This is a genomic window from Sphingobium sp. FW305-3-2-15-F-TSA7 (assembly GCF_058787155.1).
In genome coordinates this window covers 22,524-44,022 of record NZ_JBYSZM010000036.1, presented here as the reverse complement: position 1 = coordinate 44,022, position 21,499 = coordinate 22,524, and the positions used below count along the sequence as shown (strand labels likewise).

17 protein-coding genes are annotated in these 21,499 nt (G+C 66.9%); 11 read left to right on the top strand and 6 right to left on the bottom strand.

What is annotated here, in order from left to right; all coding sequences use genetic code 11:
* The first annotated feature begins 229 nt into the window (after positions 1 to 229).
* The 5 genes from AC3WN8_RS24140 to AC3WN8_RS24120 are packed head-to-tail and all read left to right on the top strand — an operon-like array spanning position 230 to position 7,488.
* Positions 230 to 2,044: a DUF885 domain-containing protein gene (locus AC3WN8_RS24140; protein ID WP_492672051.1), complete on the top strand. Its 1,815-nt coding sequence runs from the start codon at positions 230 to 232 to the stop codon at positions 2,042 to 2,044.
* Complete coding sequence (locus AC3WN8_RS24135; protein WP_492672050.1) at positions 2,041 to 3,858, top strand: DUF885 domain-containing protein; 1,818 nt, start codon at positions 2,041 to 2,043, stop codon at positions 3,856 to 3,858. The genes AC3WN8_RS24140 and AC3WN8_RS24135 overlap by 4 nt, the downstream gene beginning before the upstream one ends.
* The gene (locus tag AC3WN8_RS24130; protein WP_492672049.1) at positions 3,855 to 5,147 is read left to right on the top strand and encodes a metal-dependent hydrolase family protein; all 1,293 of its coding nucleotides are present in this window, start codon (positions 3,855 to 3,857) and stop codon (positions 5,145 to 5,147) included. Before AC3WN8_RS24135 ends, AC3WN8_RS24130 begins: the two co-directional genes overlap by 4 nt.
* An 8-nt stretch (positions 5,148 to 5,155) precedes the next feature.
* A complete protein-coding gene (locus AC3WN8_RS24125; protein WP_492672048.1) occupies positions 5,156 to 6,379 on the top strand; it encodes a gluzincin family metallopeptidase in 1,224 nt (407 codons plus the stop codon).
* Positions 6,376 to 7,488, top strand: coding sequence for a dipeptidase (locus AC3WN8_RS24120; protein WP_492672047.1), 1,113 nt, complete (start codon positions 6,376 to 6,378; stop codon positions 7,486 to 7,488). The genes AC3WN8_RS24125 and AC3WN8_RS24120 overlap by 4 nt, the downstream gene beginning before the upstream one ends.
* 329 nt (positions 7,489 to 7,817) lie before the next feature.
* Here AC3WN8_RS24120 and AC3WN8_RS24115 read toward each other — a convergent pair whose 3' ends face one another.
* The 6 genes from AC3WN8_RS24115 to AC3WN8_RS24090 form a co-directional block, all read right to left on the bottom strand.
* Positions 7,818 to 8,945, bottom strand: a complete 1,128-nt coding sequence (locus AC3WN8_RS24115; protein ID WP_492672046.1) for a MalY/PatB family protein — start codon at positions 8,943 to 8,945, stop codon at positions 7,818 to 7,820.
* A complete protein-coding gene (locus AC3WN8_RS24110; RefSeq protein ID WP_492672045.1) occupies positions 8,942 to 9,763 on the bottom strand; it encodes an ABC transporter permease in 822 nt (273 codons plus the stop codon). The genes AC3WN8_RS24115 and AC3WN8_RS24110 overlap by 4 nt, the downstream gene beginning before the upstream one ends.
* On the bottom strand, positions 9,760 to 10,899 hold the full coding sequence (locus AC3WN8_RS24105) for an ABC transporter permease (protein ID WP_492672044.1): 1,140 nt from the start codon (positions 10,897 to 10,899) through the stop codon (positions 9,760 to 9,762). Before AC3WN8_RS24105 ends, AC3WN8_RS24110 begins: the two co-directional genes overlap by 4 nt.
* A gap of 136 nt (positions 10,900 to 11,035) precedes the next feature.
* Complete coding sequence (locus AC3WN8_RS24100) at positions 11,036 to 12,109, bottom strand: ABC transporter substrate-binding protein (protein ID WP_492672043.1); 1,074 nt, start codon at positions 12,107 to 12,109, stop codon at positions 11,036 to 11,038.
* On the bottom strand, positions 12,106 to 13,227 hold the full coding sequence (locus AC3WN8_RS24095) for an ABC transporter ATP-binding protein (RefSeq protein ID WP_492672042.1): 1,122 nt from the start codon (positions 13,225 to 13,227) through the stop codon (positions 12,106 to 12,108). Before AC3WN8_RS24095 ends, AC3WN8_RS24100 begins: the two co-directional genes overlap by 4 nt.
* Positions 13,227 to 14,432, bottom strand: coding sequence for an aminotransferase-like domain-containing protein (locus AC3WN8_RS24090; RefSeq protein ID WP_492672041.1), 1,206 nt, complete (start codon positions 14,430 to 14,432; stop codon positions 13,227 to 13,229). The genes AC3WN8_RS24095 and AC3WN8_RS24090 overlap by 1 nt, the downstream gene beginning before the upstream one ends.
* Positions 14,433 to 14,589: 157 nt before the next feature.
* On the opposite strand from AC3WN8_RS24090, the gene AC3WN8_RS24085 reads away from it, so the two are divergent.
* The 6 genes from AC3WN8_RS24085 to AC3WN8_RS24060 all read left to right on the top strand — a co-directional run bounded on the left by AC3WN8_RS24085 (position 14,590) and on the right by AC3WN8_RS24060 (position 21,490).
* Positions 14,590 to 15,987 (top strand): amidohydrolase, encoded by a 1,398-nt coding sequence (locus AC3WN8_RS24085; RefSeq protein ID WP_492672040.1) that lies wholly within the window; start codon positions 14,590 to 14,592, stop codon positions 15,985 to 15,987.
* The gene (locus tag AC3WN8_RS24080; RefSeq protein WP_492672039.1) at positions 15,984 to 17,267 is read left to right on the top strand and encodes an amidohydrolase family protein; all 1,284 of its coding nucleotides are present in this window, start codon (positions 15,984 to 15,986) and stop codon (positions 17,265 to 17,267) included. The genes AC3WN8_RS24085 and AC3WN8_RS24080 overlap by 4 nt, the downstream gene beginning before the upstream one ends.
* Positions 17,264 to 17,986 (top strand): hypothetical protein, encoded by a 723-nt coding sequence (locus tag AC3WN8_RS24075; RefSeq protein ID WP_492672038.1) that lies wholly within the window; start codon positions 17,264 to 17,266, stop codon positions 17,984 to 17,986. The genes AC3WN8_RS24080 and AC3WN8_RS24075 overlap by 4 nt, the downstream gene beginning before the upstream one ends.
* A complete protein-coding gene (locus AC3WN8_RS24070) occupies positions 17,983 to 19,383 on the top strand; it encodes an amidohydrolase (protein WP_492672037.1) in 1,401 nt (466 codons plus the stop codon). The genes AC3WN8_RS24075 and AC3WN8_RS24070 overlap by 4 nt, the downstream gene beginning before the upstream one ends.
* Positions 19,380 to 20,651: an amidohydrolase family protein gene (locus AC3WN8_RS24065; protein ID WP_492672036.1), complete on the top strand. Its 1,272-nt coding sequence runs from the start codon at positions 19,380 to 19,382 to the stop codon at positions 20,649 to 20,651. Before AC3WN8_RS24070 ends, AC3WN8_RS24065 begins: the two co-directional genes overlap by 4 nt.
* Before the next feature lie 323 nt (positions 20,652 to 20,974).
* The gene (locus tag AC3WN8_RS24060; protein ID WP_492672035.1) at positions 20,975 to 21,490 is read left to right on the top strand and encodes an RNA polymerase sigma factor; all 516 of its coding nucleotides are present in this window, start codon (positions 20,975 to 20,977) and stop codon (positions 21,488 to 21,490) included.
* Positions 21,491 to 21,499 lie beyond the last annotated feature (9 nt).

Sequence of the window (21,499 nt, the reverse complement as noted above, 5' to 3'; positions counted from 1 at the left end):
GGCTTGTGATCTCTGCCCTCCGTTTGCTTCGAGCAGCGTCGAGCCCTTCGACTGCCTGCCAAGGCAGGCGCTCAGGATCAACTTCTCCGCATTGCGGAGAAGTCGAGACGCGACCGTCGAGAAGCGCTGCGTCCGGCAACTTCTCGACTGCGGTTCTCGACAAGCTCGAACCTGCGCTCGAAGCAAACGGAGAAGGAAGAGGCGGGCAGGGCCTCTCCCGAACGCCATCATGGTCCTGAACACGCCCACCCGACGCGACTTCCTCGCAGCCAGCACCGCGTTCGCGGCCACGCCCGCATGGGCCGCCGCCAGCCCGACCGAGACCGATCGCCTCAACGGTTTTTTCGAAACCGTCTTCCAGCGCAATCTGGCGCGCGATCCCGGCGCCCAGTCGGGCATGGGGGTGAAGGCGGGGCAGGATCGCTGGCCCGATATCGGCGCGACGCATGCGGTGGCGAACGTGGCCCAGCTTCGGCGCGACCTGGCCGCGCTCAAACGCTTCGATCGCAACGCGCTGACGCCGGAAGGGGCGCTCAGCTATCGCCTTTTCGAATATGACGCGAACGAGACGATCGAGCGCCATCGCTGGCGCGGCAATCGTTATCCGGTCTGCCAGATGCGCGGGCCGCAGCGTTCGATCCCGCAGACGCTGATCAACAATCATCCGATCGCCGATCTCGCCGATGCCGAGGCCTATGTCGCGCGCCTCCACAATGTGAAGCCGTTCCTCGCACAGGTGGTGGCGGAGCTTGAGGCGCAGGCGGCGGCCGGGGTGCGTCCGCCCGCTTTTTCCTATCCGCTCGTCATCGGCAATTGCGTGAAGCTGATCACCGGACGCCCCTTCCAGGCCGACGGGGCGGACAGCCCGATCCTCGCCGATTTCAAGGCGAAGATCGCCAGGCTCGCCATCGCCGATGCCGTAAAGGCGAAACTGACGGTCGCCGCCGAAGCGGGGCTGAAACAGGGGTTCGAGCCCGGCTTCCGTCACCTGATCGCCCATCTCGAAGAGGGGCGGCGCACCGTCACCTATAATGACGGCGTCTGGCGCCTGCCCGATGGCGACGCCTATTATGCCGCCGCGCTGCGCTGGGAAACCACCCTGCCGATTTCACCGGCGGAGGTGCACCGGATCGGGCTGGAGGAAACCGCGCGGCTGCACGGCGAAATGCGCGCGCTGATGAAGCGCACCGGTTTCTCGGGCACGCTTCCGCAATTCTTCGCGCACGTCCAGACCGACGATCGTTTCTATTATCCGGAAACGCCGGAGGGGAAGGCCGCCTATCTCGACGCGATGCGCGCCAAGATCGCGGGGGTGACGGCGCGGCTGGGCGAACTCACCAGCCATGTCCCGAGCGCCGACGTGCTGGTGAAACCGGTCGAGCCCTGGCTGGAGGCGTCGGCGGGCACCGCCGGCTATTTCGCGCCATCGGCCGACGGATCGCGCCCCGGCATCCTCTACGTCAACACGCGGACGATGCGGAACCTGCCGATCTTCGAGCTGTCGGCATTGTCCTATCATGAGGGCGTGCCCGGCCATCATCTGGAGAAGGCGGTCACCCAGGCGTTGACCGGCCTGCCCAAATTCCGCGCCTTCAACGGCTATACCGCCTTCAGCGAGGGCTGGGCGCTGTTCGCCGAACAGCTTCCGCTCGAAATGGGGCTCTACAGCGATCCGTGGCAGGAATTCGGCCGGCTCTCGATGGAGCTGATGCGCGCCGGCCGGCTGGTCACCGACACCGGCGTCCATGCGTTGCGCTGGAGCCGCGAGAAAGCGGTGGCCTGGCTCGACGAGAATACGCCCTCGGGCCATGACGACAATGTCACCGCGATCCAGCGCTACATCGTCACCCCCGGCCAGGCCTGCGCCTATGAGATGGGCAAGCTCCGGTTGGTGGCGTTGCGCGATCGCGCGCGCGCGGCGCTGGGCGCGCGTTTCGACATCCGCCGCTTCAACGATGTCGTGCTGGGCAGCGGCGCCTTGCCGCTTCCCATGCTGGAGGAGAATGTGGACCGATGGATCGCCGGCAAGGGACAGGCGGCATGATCAGCCGGCGCCGGTTCGCGGCATCGGCCGCCCTTTTGTTCGGCGCGCTCGCCATGCCGCCGCTCTTCGCCGCCGAAACCGACGAGGATGCCCGGCTCGATGCGTTTTTCGAGGGCGTCTTCCAGCGTGGCCTCGATCGCAGCCCGACGCGCCAGTCGGCGCTCGGCATCCGTCGCGACCAGGATAAATGGGACGATATCGGCGAAGCGCGCGTGCTCGAAAGCCATGAACTGCTCAAGCAGGATCTGGCCGCGCTGCGCCGCTTCGATCCGGCCAAACTCTCGCCCCAGGCGCGGCTGAGCTATCGCATCTTCGAACGCTCGGCCGAACGCGGCATCGCCGATTTCCGCTGGCGCGATCATGATTATGCGATGACGCAGATGGGCGGCCTGCACACGCGGGTGCCGAGCACTCTCACCAACAGCCATCCGATCGCCACCAGGGCGGACGCCGATGCCTATATCGCGCGCGTTGCCGGGGTCGGGCCGCTGATGGTCCAGGCGATCGCGGCGCTGGTCCGGCAGGAGGCCAAGGGCATCCGCCCGCCGCGCTTCGTCTATGCGCAGGTGATCGGCCCTTGCGAGAATATGCTGAAGGGCGTCCCCTTTGACGCGGGCGTGGCCGACAGCCCGATCCTCGCCGATTTCAGGGCAAAGGTGGCCAAGGCCGGTTTCAGCGATGCCGAGCGTGCCGATCTGCTCGCGCGCGCCATCGCCGCGCTCCAGACCGGCTTCGCCACCGGCTATCGCGCGCTGATCGCGCATCTGCGCGCCGCCGAGGCCCAGGCCGACACCGTCGATGGCATCTGGAAGCTGCCCGATGGCCAGGCCTATTACGAGGCGCAGCTCGAATCCTATACGACGCTGCCACTCAAGGCCGCGGACGTCCACACGCTCGGCCTTCGCGAAGTGGCGCGCATCCATGACGAGATGCGCGGCATCATGAAGCGCGTCGATTTTACGGGGACGCTACAGGATTTCTTCGCCTTCATGCGCAGCGATCCGCAATTCTATCACCCCGACACCGACGCCGGCCGCGCCGCCTATGTCGCGGAGGCGGAGGCGCTGCTCGACGAGATCCGCAAGCGTCAAAGCGAGCTGTTCGGCGTGCTGCCCAGGGCGGAGGTCGTCGTCCGCCCGACCGAGGCCTGGCGCGAGAAATCGGCGCCCAAGGCGCAATATCGCAATCCGCCGCAGGACGGATCGTCGCCGGGCATCTTCTATATCAACCTGGCCGATATGAAGGCGCAGCCGCGCTACCAGCTTGCCGCGACGCTCTATCACGAAGCGATTCCGGGCCATCATGTCGAAACCTGCATCGCGCACGAGATGACGGGGCTGCCCAAATTCCGCCGCTTCGCGAGCATCGCCGCGTTCAGCGAAGGCTGGGGGCTGTATTCGGAGCGCCTGCCCAAGGAAATGGGGCTTTATGCCGATCCTTATTCGGATTTCGGCCGGCTCTCGCTGGAACTGATGCGCGCCTGCCGGCTGGTGGTCGATACCGGCATCCACCACCTCAAATGGACGCGCGAACGGGCCACCGCCTATTTCGACGAAAACATGCCGTCGAGCCATTATGACAATCAGCGCGAGATCGACCGCTACATCGTCATTCCCGGCCAGGCGACATCCTATTATGTCGGCATGCAGAAGTTCCTCGAGCTGAGGAGCCGCGCAAAGGCGAAGCTCGGCGCGGCGTTCGACCTGCGCGCCTTTCACGACGTCGCGCTTGGGGCCGGGCCGCTGCCGCTGCCGATCCTGGACGAGCAGATTGCCGCCTGGATCGCGGGCGGCGGGAAGGGCCTGAACCGATGAAAAGACCATGGTTGATGCTTGGCGCGGCGCTGGCGATCGCGGCGCTGGGCTGGGGCGCTGCGGCGCAGGAGGCACCGGCAACCTATATCCATGCCGGCCGGCTGCTCGCCGATCCGGCCAGCGGCCGTGTGCTCGAACGCCAGACCATCGTCGTGCGCGCCGGCAAGGTAGCGGAGATCCGGGCCGGTTTTGTCGGCGAAGGCGACGTCGTCGATCTCGCCGACAGTTTCGTGCTGCCCGGGCTGATCGACAGCCATGTCCATATCTGCCACGAAAACGGCCCCAACGATAAATTGCGCCGCACCGTGCAGACCGCCGCCGATCTCGCGATCGACGGCGCGCGCTATGCCCGCATCACGCTCGATGCCGGCTTCACCACCGTCGCCGATCTGGGTGAGGAGAATGACGCGATCTTCGCGCTGCGCGACGGCATCGCCGCGGGCAAGGTGCCTGGGCCGCGGATCGTCGCTGCCGGCAACGCGCTGAGCCCGCATGGCGGCGCGGGCGACCCGGCGGGCTACCGGCCCGATGTCGGCCATCTCGTCCGCCGGCCCAGCCTGTGTTCGGGCGGCGACGATTGCCGGCGCGTGACGCGCGAGACCATCCATCGCGGCGCCGATCTCATCAAGATCGTCGCGACCGGATCGGTGCTGGCGGACCAGGCATCGGGCCTTGGTCAGCAATTCGCCGATGACGAGATGAAGGCGATCGTCGATGCCGCCCACGCGCTCGGCCGCCGCGTCACCGCGCATGCGCATAATGCCGCCGCGATGAACGCCTTTCTGCGCGCGGGCGGCGATTCGATCGAACATGGCACCAATCTCGATGCGGAGACGGTGAAGCTGTTCAAGGCGAACAACGCCTGGCTGATCCCGACCCTGCTCGCCGGCGATACGGTGACGCGCTGGGGCAATGATCCGCAAAGCTTCCTGTCACCCGCTGTCCGCGCCAAGGCGCTGGAGGTCGGGCCGCTCATGCTCCAGTCGGCCGCCTTCGCGCACAAGCATGGCGTGCGCATCGCTTTCGGCACCGATGCCAGCGTGAGCAAGCATGGCGAGAATGCCCGTGAATTCTCGCTGCTCGTCCGCGCCGGGCTGACGCCGCTCGAGGCGATCCGCGCCGCGACCGTCAATGCCGCCGACCATCTCGGCCTGCTCTCGACGATCGGCTCGCTCGCGCCGGGCAAGGCGGCGGACATCGTCGCGGTGCGCGGCGATCCGCTGAGCGACGTCACCACACTTCAGCATGTCGGCTTCGTGATGAAGGGCGGCACGATCTACAAGAAATAGGGGGAATGATGCGTATCGTCTCGGGCCTGGTCACCGCCCTTCTGTCCGTGGCGAGCGCTTATGCCGCGCCGCCCCATTATCGGGTTAACGCCGATTTCGACCCGCAGGGCAATCTGAAGGCCGATGTGACGGTCACCCTGACCGAAGCGGCGAGCGAAAAGGCGTTCCTGCTCTCGCGGCGTTTCGCGCTGCAGCCGATGCAGCTGCCGCGCGGCGTGACGGTGACGACCGAGCCGGCGGAAAAGCCGGTCGAGGAATTGACGCGCTACATTTTCCATTTCGCGAAGCCGACCGCGGCGCCGGTCAAGCTGCGCTTCCTTTATACCGGGCAGATCAACACCAAACATGACAGCAACGCCGCCGCCTTGCGGCCCGAAGGGTTCGAGCTGTTCATCGATCATATGTGGATCCCGATCGGCGCGGACATCCAGACGCGCTTCACCGTCGACGCCGATATCGAGGGGCTGGCCCCCGATCTCGTCGTCGTCGCCCAGGGCGATGTGAAACGGACGAAGACCGGCGTCCGCATCCGCCGCGACTTCATCGATATCGACCTGCCGATGGTCGCGATGCAGGGGTTGCAGCGCGCGGAGGCGCATGGCGTCGAATTTTTCGGGCGCGATCTTTCGACACGGCTTTCGGGCTTCTACGTCAAGCATGCCGAGGGCGCGGCGCGCTATTTCGAGGCGATGTTCGGCCCGCTGCCGCGCAAGGTGCGTATGGCGCAGGTCTGGCGCAAGAGCGGCATGGGCTATGCGCGCACCGCCTATACCGTGCTTTCCGAAGGCGGCCGCTCGGGCGAGGACGTCCCGGAAGTCAATCCGGCGCGCTATGTCGCGCACGAGGTCGGCCATGCCTGGTGGATGCTGGCGAGCCCGCTCAGCGAGGATTTCTGGTTGGTCGAATCCGCCGCAGAATATATGTCGATGCGCTATGTCGAGGCGACCTTCGGCGCCGACGAACTGGCGAAGAATATCGCGTCCAAGGTGGAGGGCAGCAAGGATGCCGGCCCGGTGATGGGCCATGGCCGCCCCAACCGCGTCCAGCTCTACGGCAAGGGACCACTGATCCTGTGGGAGCTCGACAAGAGGATCGGGCGCCCGGCGATGGACCGGCTGATGATCGCGATGGCGCGCGAGCCCGTCCACACCACGCCGATCTTCCTCAGGCATCTGACCGAGGTCGCCGGCGCCGATCAGGCGACATGGTTCGAAACGGCGATGCGGACGTGAAGCACCCCAGTCGCCGCGCGGTGCTTGCCGGCGCTGCGGCTCTGGCATTCGCCGGAAGAGCGGGCGCGCAGACTTTCGGTGCCGAACGCTACGCCCGCGCGATGGTGATCGACGGGCTCGGCTCGCTCGGCAATCTCGATCCCAAATCGCCGGGCATCCAGGCACAGCTCGATGCCTTCCGCGCCTCGGGCCTCACCGCGATCAACCAGACGGTGGGGGCGGGCGGCGGCGCGCCGGGCCGCTTCGAGGAAACTTTGCGCCGCATCACCCGCTATGCGCGCTTCGTCTCCGCCTTTCCCGACCAGATGCTCCAGGTCCGCAGCGCAGCCGATCTCAAACTGGCGCAGGACAGCGGACGGCTGGGCGTGATCTTCGGTTTCCAGGACAGCGTCCCGCTCGAAACCGAGATCGGCCGGCTCGACCTGTTCGATCTGCTCGGCGTGCGCATCGTCCAGCTGACCTACAATATCCGCAATCTGGTCGGCGACGGCTGCCTGGAGCCCGCCAATGCCGGGCTCAGCGCCTATGGCCGCGATGTCGTCGCTGCGCTCAACGCGCGGCGGATGCTGGTCGATGCCAGCCATGCCGGCGCGCGCACCATCGCCGACGCCATCGCCGCGTCGACCGCGCCGATCGCGATCAGCCACACCGGCTGCCGCGCGCTGGTCGACGTGCCGCGCAACACGTCGGACGCGGAACTGAAGGCGCTTGCCGACAAGGGCGGCGTCGCCGGCATCTATTTCATGCCCTTCCTGCGCGCGCAGGGCCAGGCGCGCGCCGAGGACGTCATCCGCCATATCGAACATGTCGTGAAAGTGGCGGGCGAGGATCATGTCGCGCTCGGCACCGACGGCGGCATCCGCGCGGCGCCGACCGGGCCGGAGGCGCTGGCGGCGCAGAAACGCTTCTATGACGAGCGCAAGGCCATGGGCGTCGCGGCGCCGGGCGAGGCGCCCGATATCCTCAATCTCGTGCCCGACTATAACGAACCCGCACGCTTCCTCCGCCTCGCCGACGATCTCGCGGCACGCGGCTGGCCCGCACGGCGGATCGAGAAGCTGCTGGGCGGCAATTTCGCAAGGCTCTGCGCGGATGTGTGGGGCGGGTGATGGCGTCCAGCGTCATTCCGGCGAAAGCCCAGTGTTGTTCGGGACTTCATGGGAGTGTGACGGTACGCATTCTCCTCCCTATCGCGAAGCGATGGGGAGGGGGACCGCCAGCCAAAGGCTGGTGGTGGAGGGGAAATAGGATGCCAACGCCCCACGCGACTTTCGAACCAGATTCTCGCAGGATTCTCGCCAGCTATGGCGGGGAATGAGTCATCGCATTTCCCCTCCACCACCGACCTGCGGTCGGCGGTCCCCCTCCCCGTGCCTTTGGCACAGGGAGGAGAGGGGCTGCGGAAAAGCGCAAGCGGACAATTTGACTGTCCGGCTCCTTATCTCAGCACCCGGCCCATCCGACCCACAATCTCTTCCAATATCTCCGCCGAAGTCGCGAAATTGAGCCGCACATAGCCCTCGCCCGGCGCGCCGAAATCCGGCCCCGCCGACAGCGCGACCTTCGCCCGCTCCAGAAAATACCCCGCCGGATCGTCGAGACCCAGCGCCCGGCAATCGAGCCAGGCCAGATAGCCGGCCTCGGGCGGCGCATAACCGATCGCCGGGCAATGCCGCGCGAGCAGCACCGCAAGCTGATCGCGCCGCGCCTGAAGATGGTCGACACAGGCGATCAGCCAATCCTCACCGGCATCGCTCCACGCCGCCAGCGCGGCGCGGACGCCCGGTGCGGAAAAGGCGTTCCAGCGCGTCGACGGCAAGGCCTTGAGCCTGGCCAGCAATTCGCCGCGCGTCGCGCAGACCGCAGTGCGCAACCCCGCGACATTGAACGCCTTGCTCGGCGCGTTGAGCGTCACCGTGCGTTCGGGCGCGATCGTCGCGAAGGGGATATGGCGATGCGGCTTGTAAGTCAGGTCGGCATGAACCTCGTCCGAAATCACGATCACGTCGTGGCGGCGCGCAAGCTCGGCAATGCCGGTCAGCTCGAGCGCGGTGAAGCATCGGCCGCTGGGATTGTGCGGATGGCAGAACAGCATCATCCGCACCTGTTCCCGGCCCAGCAGCGCGTCGAGTTCGGCCAGATCGATCCGGTCGTCGACCAGTGGCTGTTCGATCAATCGCCGTCCCGCGGTCCGCACCGAACTCAGCAGCGGCGGATAGGCTGGCGTCTGGACAAGGATGGCGTCGCCCGGCGCGGTCAGCGCCTCGATGCAATTGGCGATACCGCCGACGACGTCGGGCATCAGCATTACGTCTTCGGGCGAGACCCGCCAGTCCCAGCGCCGCTCTGCCCAGCGTGCAAAGGCGGTGGGCACGCCGTTGTTCGCCATCGTCAGCCCATAGCCGAAATCGCCCAGCCGCAGCGCCTCGGACAGCGTGTCCATGATCGCCGGCGCCGGCATCAAATCCATGTCCGCGATCCAGGCGGGAATGACGTCGGCGGGATAGCTGCGCCATTTGCGGCCTGCGCGCTGGCGCAGCTCGGTCTCGGACGGAATCTCGATCATGGCCGGTCGGGGCGCAGCCGGTCGGCGCGGCGGCGCAGCAGTTCCGCCGTGCCGAGCAGCGCGGTCGATGCGATGACGAGCAAAGTCGCGGCGGCGGTGATCGCCGGGCTGATCTGCTCGCGCACGCCTTCGAACATCTGCATCGGCAGCGTGCGCTGGTCGGGACCGGCGATGAACAGGGCCACCACCGTTTCGTCGAATGACGTCATGAAGGCAAAGACCGCGCCTGCCGCGATGCCCGGCGCGATCAGCGGCGCCAGCACGCGCAGCACCACGACATAGGGCCGGGCGCCCAGGCTCGCCGCGGCACGCGCCAGTTCGAAATCGAAGCCCTGGAGCGAGGCGTGGACGACGATCACGACAAAGGGCAGGGCAAGCACGGTGTGCGCGACGACCAGCCCGGCAAAGCCGTTGACCAGCCCGAGCGGCGCGAACAGGAAATAGAACGCGATCGCGACCACCACCACCGGCACCACCATCGGCGCGGACAGCAGGGCGACGATCAGCGGCTTGGCGCGTGAGCGCATATTGGCGAGGCCGATCGCGGCCAGCGTGCCGAGCGGCGTCGCGATCAATGTCGTCGCGGTGGCGACCGACAGGCTGTTGCGAAAGGCGCGCATCCATTGCGGCGATTCCCACAGCGCCCGGTACCAGCGCAGCGACAGGCCATCCTCGGGAAAGACCAGGAACGCACTGGGATTGAGCGACAATGGCACCACCGCCAGGATCGGCAGCACCAGAAAGGCGAAGACCAGGCTGCAATAGCCGATCAGCACGAAACGGCCCCAGCCGCGCTGTGCGATGCCGTGCGCGCTCATGCCGGCACCGTCCGCGCCATCGTCCGCCCGGCAAAGACCATCAGCAGCAGGGGGATCAGCAGCAACAGGCTGAGCGCGGCCGCCATGCCCCAGTTGAGCGACTGGTTGGTGTAGAAGGCGATCGATCCGCTGATCATCTGGTCGGCGCCGCCGCCCACCAGAGCCGGGGTGATGTAATAGCCCAGCGCCAGCGTGAAGACGATGATCGCGCCGGCGAGCACGCCGGGCATGGTCTGCGGCAGATAGACTTTGAGGAAGGCGGTGAGCGGCGTCGCGCCGAGCGAGCTCGCCGCACGCATCGCCGACGGCTCGATCCCCTTCATCACGCCATAGAGCGGCAGGATGAAGAAGGGCAGCAGGACGTGCGTCATCGCGATATAGACGCCCAGCCGGTTGTAGATCAGCTGCAGCGGCACATCGATCAGCCCGATCTGTTCGAGCAGGCCGTTCACAATTCCGTTGGTCTGCAGCAGCACGACCCAGGCAGTGGTGCGCACCAGCGCCGAGGTCCAGAAGGGCAGCAGCACCAGGATCAGCAGCGGATTGGCGCGGCGTTCGGGCAGCGATGCGAGCAGATAGGCGACGGGATAGCCGAGCAAAGTGCAGAGCAGGGCAACGACCAGGCTGATCTTGAAGGTGCGCAGGAAGATGTCGACGAACACCGCCTGTTCGCGTGAGACCGCGACGACGGCGCCGTCGGCATCGATCCGCCGGTCGAGCGCGGCCAGCAGATAATAGCTGGTCAGCGGCCCCGCGGCGTGGCGCATCGCCGACCAATAGGTCCGGTTCGCCCAGCGAGGATCGATCCGCACCAGGTCGGCGAGCGAATTGCCCGGCGCACCCGCCGCCAGACGGTCGGCGGTCGTGTAGAGCAGGGTCCGCGATCCGACCACGTCGTAATTGAGCCGGTTGGCGACGCGATTGAGCGTGCCTGCCTGGCGTGCCGCCAGCATCTCGACGGCAACGGTCTGCGCCAGCGCGTCGTCGGGCAGGCCGTTTCCGTTCCATGCCGACAGCAGTTCCGCGCTTTTCGGCCAGCTATCGGCAAGCTCGTGATCGGTCATCGCGCGCGACAGCATCATCAGCACCGGCACGATGAAGCTCGCCAGCAGGAACAGCAGCAGCGGCGCGACCAAGGCGAAAGTCCACCAGCGTCGCGGCGATCTTGCGGCTCCCGCTCCCCGCTCATCCTGAGGAGGGGCTGAGCCCGGCGAAGACCCGTCTCGAAGGACCAACGGCGCCTCGGGTTGAGCGGACGAAGACATCATCGTCTCAGCGCGCGACCCAGGCATTGAAGCGCTGGGTCAGCTGGTCGCCATATTCCACCCAGAAATCGCCATCGAGCGCGAGCGCGTCGGTCATGTTGGCGGGATCGGACGGGGTATCCCGCTTGTAGCGCGGATCGATCCTTTTGCCCGCCTCGACATTGGTCAGGCCGGTCGGGATGAAGGTGGGCAGGCGCATCTGGTTTTCCGGGCGCGTCATATAGCGCAGCAGTTCGTTGGCCTCGGCCTTGCGCGGGCTGTTGCTCAATATCACCCAATAATCGACGGCATAGATATTGCCGTGCCAGCTCACCTTGAAATTGCGCTTCTCGGTCTGGTTGGCGACGATCAGCCGGCCGGGGCTCGTCACCGACATCGCCACTTCGCCCGATCCGATCAGGTCGGGCACTTGCGAGATCGACGACCACCAGACGATATCGGGCTTGAGTGCGTCGAGCTTGCGAAATGCGCGGTCGACGCCCGCCGCGGTGCGCAGCGTGGGATAGACCTGCGCGGGCGGCACGCCATCAGCGAGCAGCGCGAATTCGAGCGAATATTTGGGCGTCTTGCGCATGCCGCGCTTGCCCGGGAAACGCTTCACATCCCAGAAATCGGCCCAGCTCTGCGGCCCGGGACCCTTGATGCGATCGCCGTCATAGCCGATCAGATACGACCACAGCATCGCGCCGACGCCGCATTCATGGACGGCGGCGGGAATGAAGGCGTTGCGACCGCCCAGCGCCGCCCAGTCGAGCGGCTGGAACAGGCCTTCCTCGCAACCCAGGATCAGGTCCTCGGTCTCGACCTGGACGATATCCCAGCTCGAATCGCCGCCGATCACCTTGGTCCGGATCACGCCGACACCGCCATGCCAGGTGTCTTCGCGCAGCTTGATGCCGGTCGTCTTTGTGAACGACGTCCAATAGGCGTTGCGATGCCCATCCTGCGACGATCCGCCCCAGCCGACGATGGTCAGCGGGCGCGTCGCGGAATCGGACCCGCAGGAGGATAATGCGATCGTCGCGGCTGCCAGGCCGATCGCCGCGCCAAAGGCCCATCTGGTGCGCCCCCACAGAGTCATCGCGTCTCCCCCAGCGGATCCTCTACCCAGTCGTCGGCCGGAAAGGCGAAGCATCGGTCCGCGCACCAGCCGATCGGCAGCGCGTCGGCGGGCTTGATGCCCCGTTCGCGCGGTGCGCAGATCGTCAGCGTCGCACCACCCGGCAGGGTCGCCCGGATCCGGCTGTGATCGCCATGATAAACGAGTTCGTCGACACGCGCATCCAGCCGGTTGCAATAACCACCGACCCCGTCGTCCATGCCGACATGTTCGGGGCGGACGGTGGTGACGACGCGTGCGCCCGGTGCGATGTCGCCGATCGCGGTCGCCCGGATGGTCTCGCCGCCCTCCAGCCGCACTTCGCAGGTGTCGCCGTCGCGCGTGGTGACGGTGCCGGCCAGGCCGTTATTCTCGCCGACGAAACCGGCGACGAAGGCATTGGCGGGATGTTCGTAGATCGATTGCGGCGTGCCGATCTGCTGCACCGCGCCGTCGGCGAACACCACGATCCGGTCGGACAGGGTCAGCGCCTCGCTCTGGTCGTGGGTGACATAGACGATGGTCAGGCCCAAAGTGCGCTGGATGCGCTTGATCTCGGCCTGCAACCGTTCGCGAAGCTGGCGATCGAGCGCGCCCAGCGGCTCGTCCATCAGCACGAGGTCGGGCTTGAAGATCAGCGCGCGTGCCAGCGCGACCCGCTGGCGCTGGCCGCCCGACAGTGCGTCGAGCCGGCGATGGCCCAGCCCGTCGAGCCTGACCAGCGCCAGCGCCTCGTCGACGCGCGCCGTGATGTCCTGGTTGCGCAGGCCGCGCACGCTCAGCGGAAATGCCAGATTCTGTGCGACCGACATATGCGGGAACAGCGCATAATTCTGGAAGACCACGCCCATGTTGCGCTTGTGCGGCGGCTGCTTCGCCAGCGAGCGGCCGTCGAGCATGATGTCGCCGGCGGTCGGCGTCTCGAAGCCGGCGAGCATCATCAGCGTCGTCGTCTTGCCCGATCCCGAGGGCCCGAGCAAAGTCAGGAATTCGCCCTTGGCGACGCTCAGGTCGAGCCCCGCGACGGCCGGACGGGTTCCGCCGCCATAGCGCTTCTCGACGCCGCGGAACTCGACCAGCGGCTGCGAAGCCGATGCCATCAGCCCGCGACCGACCGATAAGCCCCGGCCAGACGGCGAACACCTTCGTCGATCTGTTCCGGCGTCGCATAGCTGTACGACAGGCGGATATGGTTCCTGGGCGCGCGTGCATTGCCGGCACCGCCCGTCGCGAAGAAGGTGCTGCCGGCGATCAGGTTCACCTTCGCCTCGGCGGCAAGTGCGGCGATCACATCGCCGTCGACATGCGACGGCAGGGTCACCCAGACATAATAGCCGCCTTCGGGCACCGCGATCTCGGCCGCCGGGATTTCGCGGCGCACCGCTGCGACGATCCGGTCGCGCCGCTCGCGATAGACCGCCTGGACACGCTCGATATGCGCGGCGAAGGCGGGCGAGCGGCCGAATTCATAGATGATGCGCTGGACGAGCGGCGACGATCCGCCATCCGATTTCAGCCGGATCAGCCGTGCGATGATATCGGGATCGGCGGCGACCCAGCCGATGCGCAGGCCCGGCGCGACCAGCTTCGAGAATGTGCCGACATGGATGACGTTGCCGGTGCGGTCGAGCGCCTTCAGCGACGGCACGGTCTCGCCCTCGAAGCGGACACGGCGATAGGGTGTGTCCTCGACCACCGCGATGCCGCGCGCCTCGGCCAGCGCGATCAGCGCCTGGCGACGCTCCAGCGACATGGTGGCGCCCGTCGGATTGTGGAAATCGGCGACATTGTAGATCAGCTTGGGTGCCGCCAGCCCTTCCTTGGCGCGCGCATCGAGCATGGTCTCCAGCGCCGCGACGTCGATGCCGTGGGCATCCTGGCCGACCTCGATGAAATCGACGCCGAAGCTGCGAAAGATCGGAATCGCGGTGAAATAGGTCGGCGCGGTGACGACCACGGCGTCACCCTCGTCGAGCAGCAGCCGGCAGATCAGCTCCAGCCCGTGCTTGGCGCCGTTGACGATCAGCAGATGGTCGGGGGTCAGCGCGCAGCCATCCTCGTTCATCAGTTCCGACAGCCAGCCGCGTAGTTCGGGCTGGCCGTGGGTGGGCGAATATTGCAGCGTCTCCTCGCGATGCGTGTTGAGCGCCGCGATCGCATATTCGGTCAGGTCGGGCAGCAATTGTGGCGCCGCGAAACCCGAATCGAACGGGATCACATCGGCTTCGAGTTCCGACGGAAAATGCGGTGCTGGAAAGCTGGTCGAAAGATTGGCGGCACGACGCGCCAGACGATGTTCACTCACTATGGCCCAGCCCCTCATGATATCCGCAAGGAAAAGCGGATCTTCCCTGCCCGAGACGATGGTTCGGGCGGGCAAATCCGCCATCGCTCCATCGTAAAAAGCGAGTGGCGGATTCTTCGCCCCCGTCACTCGTCCTGGGTGGGGTGGAGGTTCGAACATGGGGTCAGCGGCGGAACGAACGGTTTTGGATGCTGGCCGGCTGATCGGCGCGGCGCTGCTGCTTGTGGCGGGCTGCGTTGCGGCGGCGCAGGATGTCGGTGGCGGGGATCCCTTTACCTCCACCTATCGTCCTGCGCCGCAACCGCCGCTCGCCATCACCGGCGCGTCGATCCTGACGGGCACGGGCGCGGAGATCGCGACCGGCACCGTCCTGGTGCGCGATGGCAGGGTCGAGGCGGTCGGCCCCGATCTCGCCATTCCCGACGGCTATCGGCGCGTCGATGGCCGCGGCAAATGGGTGACGCCCGGCATCATCGACGCGCATTCGCATCTCGGCGTCTATCCGTCTCCCGGCACGCCTTCGCATGAGGACGGCAATGAAGCCGTCTCCCCCAACACCGCGGAGGTCTGGGCCGAGCATGCGGTCTGGCCGCAGGATCCCAAATTCCGGCTTGCGCGCGGCGGCGGCATCACGTCGCTGATGATCCTGCCGGGCTCGGCCAATCTGTTCGGCGGCCGTTCGGTCACGCTCAAGAATGTGCCCGCCGTCACCACCCAGGCGATGAAATTCCCGGGCGCGCCCTATGGCCTCAAAATGGCCTGCGGCGAGAATCCGAAGCGCGTCTATGGCGGCAAGGGCCGCGCGCCGATGACGCGGATGGGCAATGTCGCGGGCTATCGCAAGGCCTGGATCGACGCGGCCGACTATCTCAAGCGCTGGGACAAATGGGAAAAGGGCGGGAAAGTCGGCGATCCGCCCAAGCGCGATCTCCAGCTCGAAACCCTGGCCGGCGTGCTCAAGGGCGAGATCCTCGTCCAGAATCATTGCTACCGCGCCGACGAGATGGCGGTGATGATCGACGTCGCGCGCGAATTCGGCTTCCATATCCGCGCCTTCCATCACGCCAATGAAGCCTACAAGATCGCGCCCCTGCTCGCGAAGGAGGATATCTGCGTCGCGACCTGGGCGAACAGCTGGGGCGCGAAGATGGAATCGCTCGACGGCATCGAGGAGAATGCGCCGATGATCGACGCGGCGGGCGGCTGTGCGATCATCCATTCGGACGACGGGCTCCTGATCCAGCGGCTCAATCAGGAGGCCGGGATCGCGATGACCGCCGCCAACCATGCCGGCATGAAGATCTCGCGCGGGCAGGCGATCCGCTGGATCACCGCCAATCCGGCCAAGGCGATGGGCATCGCCGATCGCGTCGGCACGCTGGAGCCTGGCAAGATGGCCGACCTCGTCCTGTGGAGCGCCGATCCGTTCAGCGTCTATGCCGTCGCGGAAAAGGTCTGGATCGACGGTACGCTGAGCTGGGATCGTGCCGATCCGCGCTATCAGGGGCCGTCCGATTTCGTGCTCGGCCAGCCGGGGCAGGAGTTCGCGCGATGATCCGGCACATCCTGGCTGCATTGATGCTGACCGTCGGGATGCCGGCGGCGGCCGAGACCGTGGCGATCACCGGCGGGCGCGTCGTGACGATGGGCGTCGCGGGCGAGATCGCGCGCGGCACCGTCATCGTCCGCGACGGGCGGATTGTCGCGGTCGGCGCGGATGTGCCCGTGCCGTCGGGCGCCCGGATCATCGATGCCGCCGGCAGGATCGTCACGCCCGGCCTGGTCGCGTCGGGCACGGCGCTCGGCCTGATCGAGGTGCGCGCGGTTGAATCGACCGACGATCGCGGCACGCATAAAAGCGACATCAGCGCGGCGTTCGACGCCGGCTATGGCCTCAATCCGGATTCTTTGCTGCTGCCCGTTGCCCGACTGGGCGGCATCACCAGCGCGATCGCGACGCCGGCCTATGACGATGCGGCGGGCCGCGAGCTGCTCTTCGCGGGGCAGGCGGCGGCGGTGTCGCTCGGCGGTGCGCCGATGCTGATGAAGCGCGGCGTCGCGATGGTCCTCGACATGGGCGATGCCGGCGCCGAGCGCGCCGGCGGCGCGCGCGCGGCCGAACTCGTCGCGCTCCAGGCGATCTTCGCCGAGGTGCGCGACTTCGCGCGTCGCCGCGCCGCCTATGATCGCGGTGAGACCCGCGATTATACGCTGTCGCGCGTCGATCTGGAGGCTCTGCTTTCCGTGGTCGAAGGGCGGATGCCGTTGCTCGTCAGCGTCAATCGCGCGTCGGACATTCGCGACGCGCTGGCGATGGCGCATGAGGAGAAAGTGAAGCTGATCCTGGAGGGCGCCGGCGAGGGCTGGCGCGTCGCGCGCGAGATCGCGGCGGCGAAGGTGCCGGTGTTGATCACGCCGATCGAGAATAATCCGGTCTCGTTCGAGATGCTCGGCGCGACGCTCGGCAATGCCCGCCGCCTTGCCGCCGCCGGCGTGACGATCGCGATCCAGGGCAACGGCAATCACCGCGAGCGCGAGATGCGCTACAATGCCGGCAATGCCGTCGCCAACGGCCTGCCGTGGCAGGCTGCGCTTGCCGCGATGACGATTAATCCGGCGCGCATCTTCGGTCTCGCCGACCGCATCGGTTCGCTCGAAACGGGCAAGGCTGGGGATATCGTGATCTGGGACGGCGATCCGCTGGAAACCGTCGCGCGCCCCGTCGCCGTGCTGATCGGCGGCGTCGAACAACCGATGACCTCGCGCGCCACCGAACTGCGCGACCGCTATCTTCCCGCCATCACGGCGCATGATTCAACAGGAGAGAAACAATGAACGGCAACAGGCTCCTCATCCTCTATTCGGGCGTGCTCACCGCCGCCATGGCCTTTTCGCTCGGAACCGGCGCGATGGCGGATACGACGCCCAAGAAAGCGGCGTTCGACGAGATCGATGTGAAGCGTATCAATGTCCGTGAGGATGACGGCACGCTCCGCATGATCGTGTCCAACACCAGCCGCTCGCCGGGCATCATCTTCCATGGCAAGGAACGCCCGCATCCCGGCGGCAATCGCGGCGCCGGGATCATCTTCTACAATAATGAGGGCACCGAGAATGGCGGTCTCACCTTCAGCGGCCAGAAGGGCCCCGACGGAAAAGTCTCGGGCGGCGGCCATCTGAGTTTCGACCAGTTCGAGCAGGATCAGGTGATCCAGCTGACCCAGAGCGAATATGACGGACGCCGCTGGGCAGGCATGATCGTCAACGACCGGCCCGATGCGCCGCTCGATTTCGATGCGGCCGTCCGCTTCACCAAGCTGCCCGACGGTCCCGAAAAGACCGCGCTGGCGCAGAAATTCCAGGCGGAGGGCACGTTCGGCCGCCAGCGCGTCTATGTCGGCAAGACCCGCGACCGCGATTCCGCAGTGATGCTCAACGACGCGATGGGCCGTCCGCGCATCCTGATGAAGGTCATGCCCGACGGCAAGGCCTCGATCGACTTCCTCGACGAGAAGGGCGGCGTGGTCCGCTCGGTGACGCCGGACGGCAAATGAGGCACGCCGCGCTCGTTTTGTTGACGGCCGCCGCGCTTGCAGGCTGCGCCACCGCTCCGCAGCCCGCGCCTGTCGCGGCGTCGGCGGAGCCGGTGCGGGCGATCGACGCCAACCCGTTTCCGAGCACCTATCGCACGCCGGCCGCCGGCCGCGTCGCGCTGGTCGGTGGAACGGTGCTGACCGCGACGGGCGCGGAGATCGTTGACGGCACGGTGCTGATGGACGGTGGCAGGATCGTCGCGGTCGGGGCCGGGCTTGCAGTGCCCGACGGCTATCAGCGCGTCGACGCGCACGGCAAATGGGTGACGCCGGGGGTGATCGACGCGCATTCGCACCTTGGCGCCTGGTCGCAGCCCGAAAGCGCGGACGCGCTCAACGACGTCAACGAGATGACCGATCCCAACACCGCCCAGGCCTGGGTCGAGCATTCGGTCTGGCCGCAGGATCCCGGGCTCGATGCCGCGCGCCAGGCGGGGGTGACGACCCTGATGGTGCTGCCGGGGTCGGCGAACCTGTTCGGCGGGCGGACGGTGACGCTCAAGAATGTGCCCGCGGGCACGATGCAGGCGATGAAATTCCCCGGCGCGCCCTATGGCCTCAAGATCGCGTGCGGCGAGAATCCCAAGCGTGTCTATGGCGCCAAGGGGCGCTCGCCCGCGACGCGGATGGGCAATGTCGCGGGCTATCGCAAGGCCTGGATCGACGCGCAGGATTATGCGCGCCGCTGGGATAAATGGGAAAAGGGCGGCAAGACGGGGGACCCGCCCAAGCGCGACCTCCAGCTCGAAACCCTGGCCGGCGTGCTCAAGGGCGAGATCCTCGTCCAGAATCATTGCTACCGCGCCGACGAGATGGCGAACATGATCGATATCGCGCGCGAATTCGGCTTCCGCATCCGCACCTTCCACCACGCCAACGAGGCGTACAAGATCGCGCCGATGCTGGTGAAGGAGGATATCTGCGTCGCCACCTGGGCAAGCTGGTGGGGGTATAAGATGGAGGTGTTCGACGCGATCGAGGAGAATGCGCCCCTGATCCACGCGGCCAGCGGCTGCGCGATCATCCATTCGGACGATCCGCTGGTGATCCAGCGATTGAACCAGGAAGCGGCGGTCGCCTTGTCCTCGGCCTGGCGTGCGGGGCTGAAGATCCCGAAGGCCGAGGCGATCAAATGGTTCACCGCCAACTCGGCCAAGGCGCTGGGCATTGCCGACAAGGTCGGCACGCTCGAGCCCGGCAAGAATGCCGATGTCGTGCTGTGGAGCGCCGATCCGTTCAGCATCTATGCGCGCGCGGAAAAGGTCTGGATCGATGGCGGCATCGTCTTCGATCGCTCCGACAAGAGCTATCGTCCGCATTCCGATTTCACCCTCGGTCAGCCGGGAGGCTCGCGATGATCCGTCTGCTGCTGGGTGCGCTTGCGCTCATTCTGTCCTCTCAGGCCGCAGCCGAGACGGTCGCGATCGTCGATGCCCGGCTGATCACCATGGGGCCGGCGGGCGAGGTCGCGCGCGGCACCGTGCTGATCCGCGACGGTCGCATCGTCGCGGCCGGACCCGGCGTGGCCGTGCCGGCGGGTGCACGCGTGATCGACGGCAAGGGCGGGGTGGTGACGCCGGGCTTCATCCAGGCGGACAGCAGCCTGGGCGCGGTCGAGGTCAGCCAGGTGCCGACGAGCGCCGATCGCGCGACGCACAGCGCCGGGATCAGCGCGGGCTTCGATATCTCGCATGGGCTCAATCCCGATTCGATCCTGCTGCCGGTCTCGCGGCTGGCGGGCATCACCCATGCGGTGACCACCCCGCTTTATGACGACCGGCGCGGCCGCGAGCTGCAATTTTCGGGGCAGGCGGCGGTGATCGACCTGGCGCAGCAGCCCGACATGGTGACGCGTCCGCGCGTCGCGATGGTGCTCGAAATGGGCGAAAGCGGTGCCGAGCGTGCCGGCGGCGCCCGCGGTTCGGCGATCGTCCAGTTGAAGGCGACGCTTGCGGACGTCCGTCACTTCGCACGCAATCGCGCCGCTTACGATCGTGGCGCGGGGCGCCCGCAGCCGCTGTCGCGCATCGATCTCGAAGCGTTGGTTCCCGTCGTCGAGGGGAAGATGCCGGTGATCGTCAAGGTCGATCGCGCATCGGATATCGTCGAGATGCTTGGCGTAGCGCGCGAGGAAGGATTGAGGATCATTCTCGACGGCGCGGCGGAGGGTTGGCGTGTCGCGCCGCAGATCGCGGCGGCGGGCGTGCCCGTCATCGTCGATCCGCTCGTGAACCTGCCGCGGAGCTTCTCCGAACTTGGCGCGACCGAGGAGAATGCCGCCCGGCTCGACGCCGCGGGCGTGACGCTGATCATCAAGACCGGCAGCGGCGTCGCGCACCGCGCGCGCGAGCTGCGCTACGGTGCGGGCAATGCGGTCGCCCGGGGGCTGCCATATGCGGCTGCGGTCGCCGCGATCACAATCAATCCGGCAAGGGTGTTCGGCGTTGCGAACCGAATCGGTTCGCTTGATGCAGGAAAAGAGGCTGATCTGGTGTTATGGAACGGCGATCCGCTGGAACCGCTGTCACAGCCACAGGCCGTGTTCGTGAAGGGCATCCAGATGCCGCTGACCGCGCGTCCGCTCGATCTGCGCGATCGCTACATGCCGGCCGCAGCCACGCCCTAGGCGATATGGCAGTAAAAACCGGACGGGAGCGCGCTCGGCTGGGCGCCGAGGCCAAGGGAAGCGCTCGGATGCCGTTGGCACGCCACGCGCTCCCGTCCGGAGAATTCCCGGGGAAGGCTGATACGCTGCCTTCCCCGGCCCACTGTCTGGGGGAGTGGGTCACCTCGGGGGGGATACAAATCGAGGCTTGCCGGTAAGACGCCGTGGCGCTGCGAAACCCGCACGGAAAAATCGGACGGGGGTCGAAAGGGGGGGCGCCTCTTGCATCGAACCGTCGATCCGCTGCATGGAGCGCACGTGTTTTTCGGGCCGATCAGCAACCCATGACCGTCGGCGGTCTCGAAGCGGTGTTCCTCGCGAACCGGGATATGCTGCTGCGTTTCCTGCGCGCGCGCGGCGGGGGCGACGCGGCGGAGGATCTGCTGCACGAATTGTGGCTGCGCGCGTCGGGCGCCCAGGCGGGGCCGATCGCCGAGCCGCTTTCCTATCTCTACGCCACCGCCAACAATCTGATGCTCGACCGTCACCGGTCGACCTCGCGTGCGCAGCGCCGCGACCATGACTGGTCCGATGCCGCGGGCACGACGGTCGCGGGGGTCTCCGACGAGCCGTCGGCGGAACGGCTGCTGATCGCGCGCGAACGGTTGCGCAAGGCCGAGGCCGCGCTTGCCGCGCTCGGCGAGCGCCCGGCCGCGGTGTTCCGGCGTTTCCGCGTCGACGGGGTCAGCCAGCGCGATATCGCACAGGAATTCGGCATCAGCCTGAGCGCGGTCGAGAAGGACCTGCAAAAGGCCTATCGGGCGATGATCGAATTAAGGAGGCAGGACGATGCGGATTAGCGGGCGCCG

Coding starts and splice junctions, on each gene's coding strand:
- AC3WN8_RS24115 (WP_492672046.1), bottom strand. CDS start 8,945: ATGATCGAGATTCCGTCCGAGACCGAGCTGCGCCAGCGCGCAGGCCGC.
- AC3WN8_RS24110 (WP_492672045.1), bottom strand. CDS start 9,763: ATGAGCGCGCACGGCATCGCACAGCGCGGCTGGGGCCGTTTCGTGCTG.
- AC3WN8_RS24085 (WP_492672040.1), top strand. CDS start 14,590: ATGGGGTCAGCGGCGGAACGAACGGTTTTGGATGCTGGCCGGCTGATC.
- AC3WN8_RS24140 (WP_492672051.1), top strand. CDS start 230: ATGGTCCTGAACACGCCCACCCGACGCGACTTCCTCGCAGCCAGCACC.
- AC3WN8_RS24070 (WP_492672037.1), top strand. CDS start 17,983: ATGAGGCACGCCGCGCTCGTTTTGTTGACGGCCGCCGCGCTTGCAGGC.
- AC3WN8_RS24065 (WP_492672036.1), top strand. CDS start 19,380: ATGATCCGTCTGCTGCTGGGTGCGCTTGCGCTCATTCTGTCCTCTCAG.
- AC3WN8_RS24060 (WP_492672035.1), top strand. CDS start 20,975: ATGACCGTCGGCGGTCTCGAAGCGGTGTTCCTCGCGAACCGGGATATG.
- AC3WN8_RS24075 (WP_492672038.1), top strand. CDS start 17,264: ATGAACGGCAACAGGCTCCTCATCCTCTATTCGGGCGTGCTCACCGCC.
- AC3WN8_RS24095 (WP_492672042.1), bottom strand. CDS start 13,227: ATGGCATCGGCTTCGCAGCCGCTGGTCGAGTTCCGCGGCGTCGAGAAG.
- AC3WN8_RS24130 (WP_492672049.1), top strand. CDS start 3,855: ATGAAAAGACCATGGTTGATGCTTGGCGCGGCGCTGGCGATCGCGGCG.
- AC3WN8_RS24125 (WP_492672048.1), top strand. CDS start 5,156: ATGCGTATCGTCTCGGGCCTGGTCACCGCCCTTCTGTCCGTGGCGAGC.
- AC3WN8_RS24135 (WP_492672050.1), top strand. CDS start 2,041: ATGATCAGCCGGCGCCGGTTCGCGGCATCGGCCGCCCTTTTGTTCGGC.
- AC3WN8_RS24100 (WP_492672043.1), bottom strand. CDS start 12,109: ATGACTCTGTGGGGGCGCACCAGATGGGCCTTTGGCGCGGCGATCGGC.
- AC3WN8_RS24080 (WP_492672039.1), top strand. CDS start 15,984: ATGATCCGGCACATCCTGGCTGCATTGATGCTGACCGTCGGGATGCCG.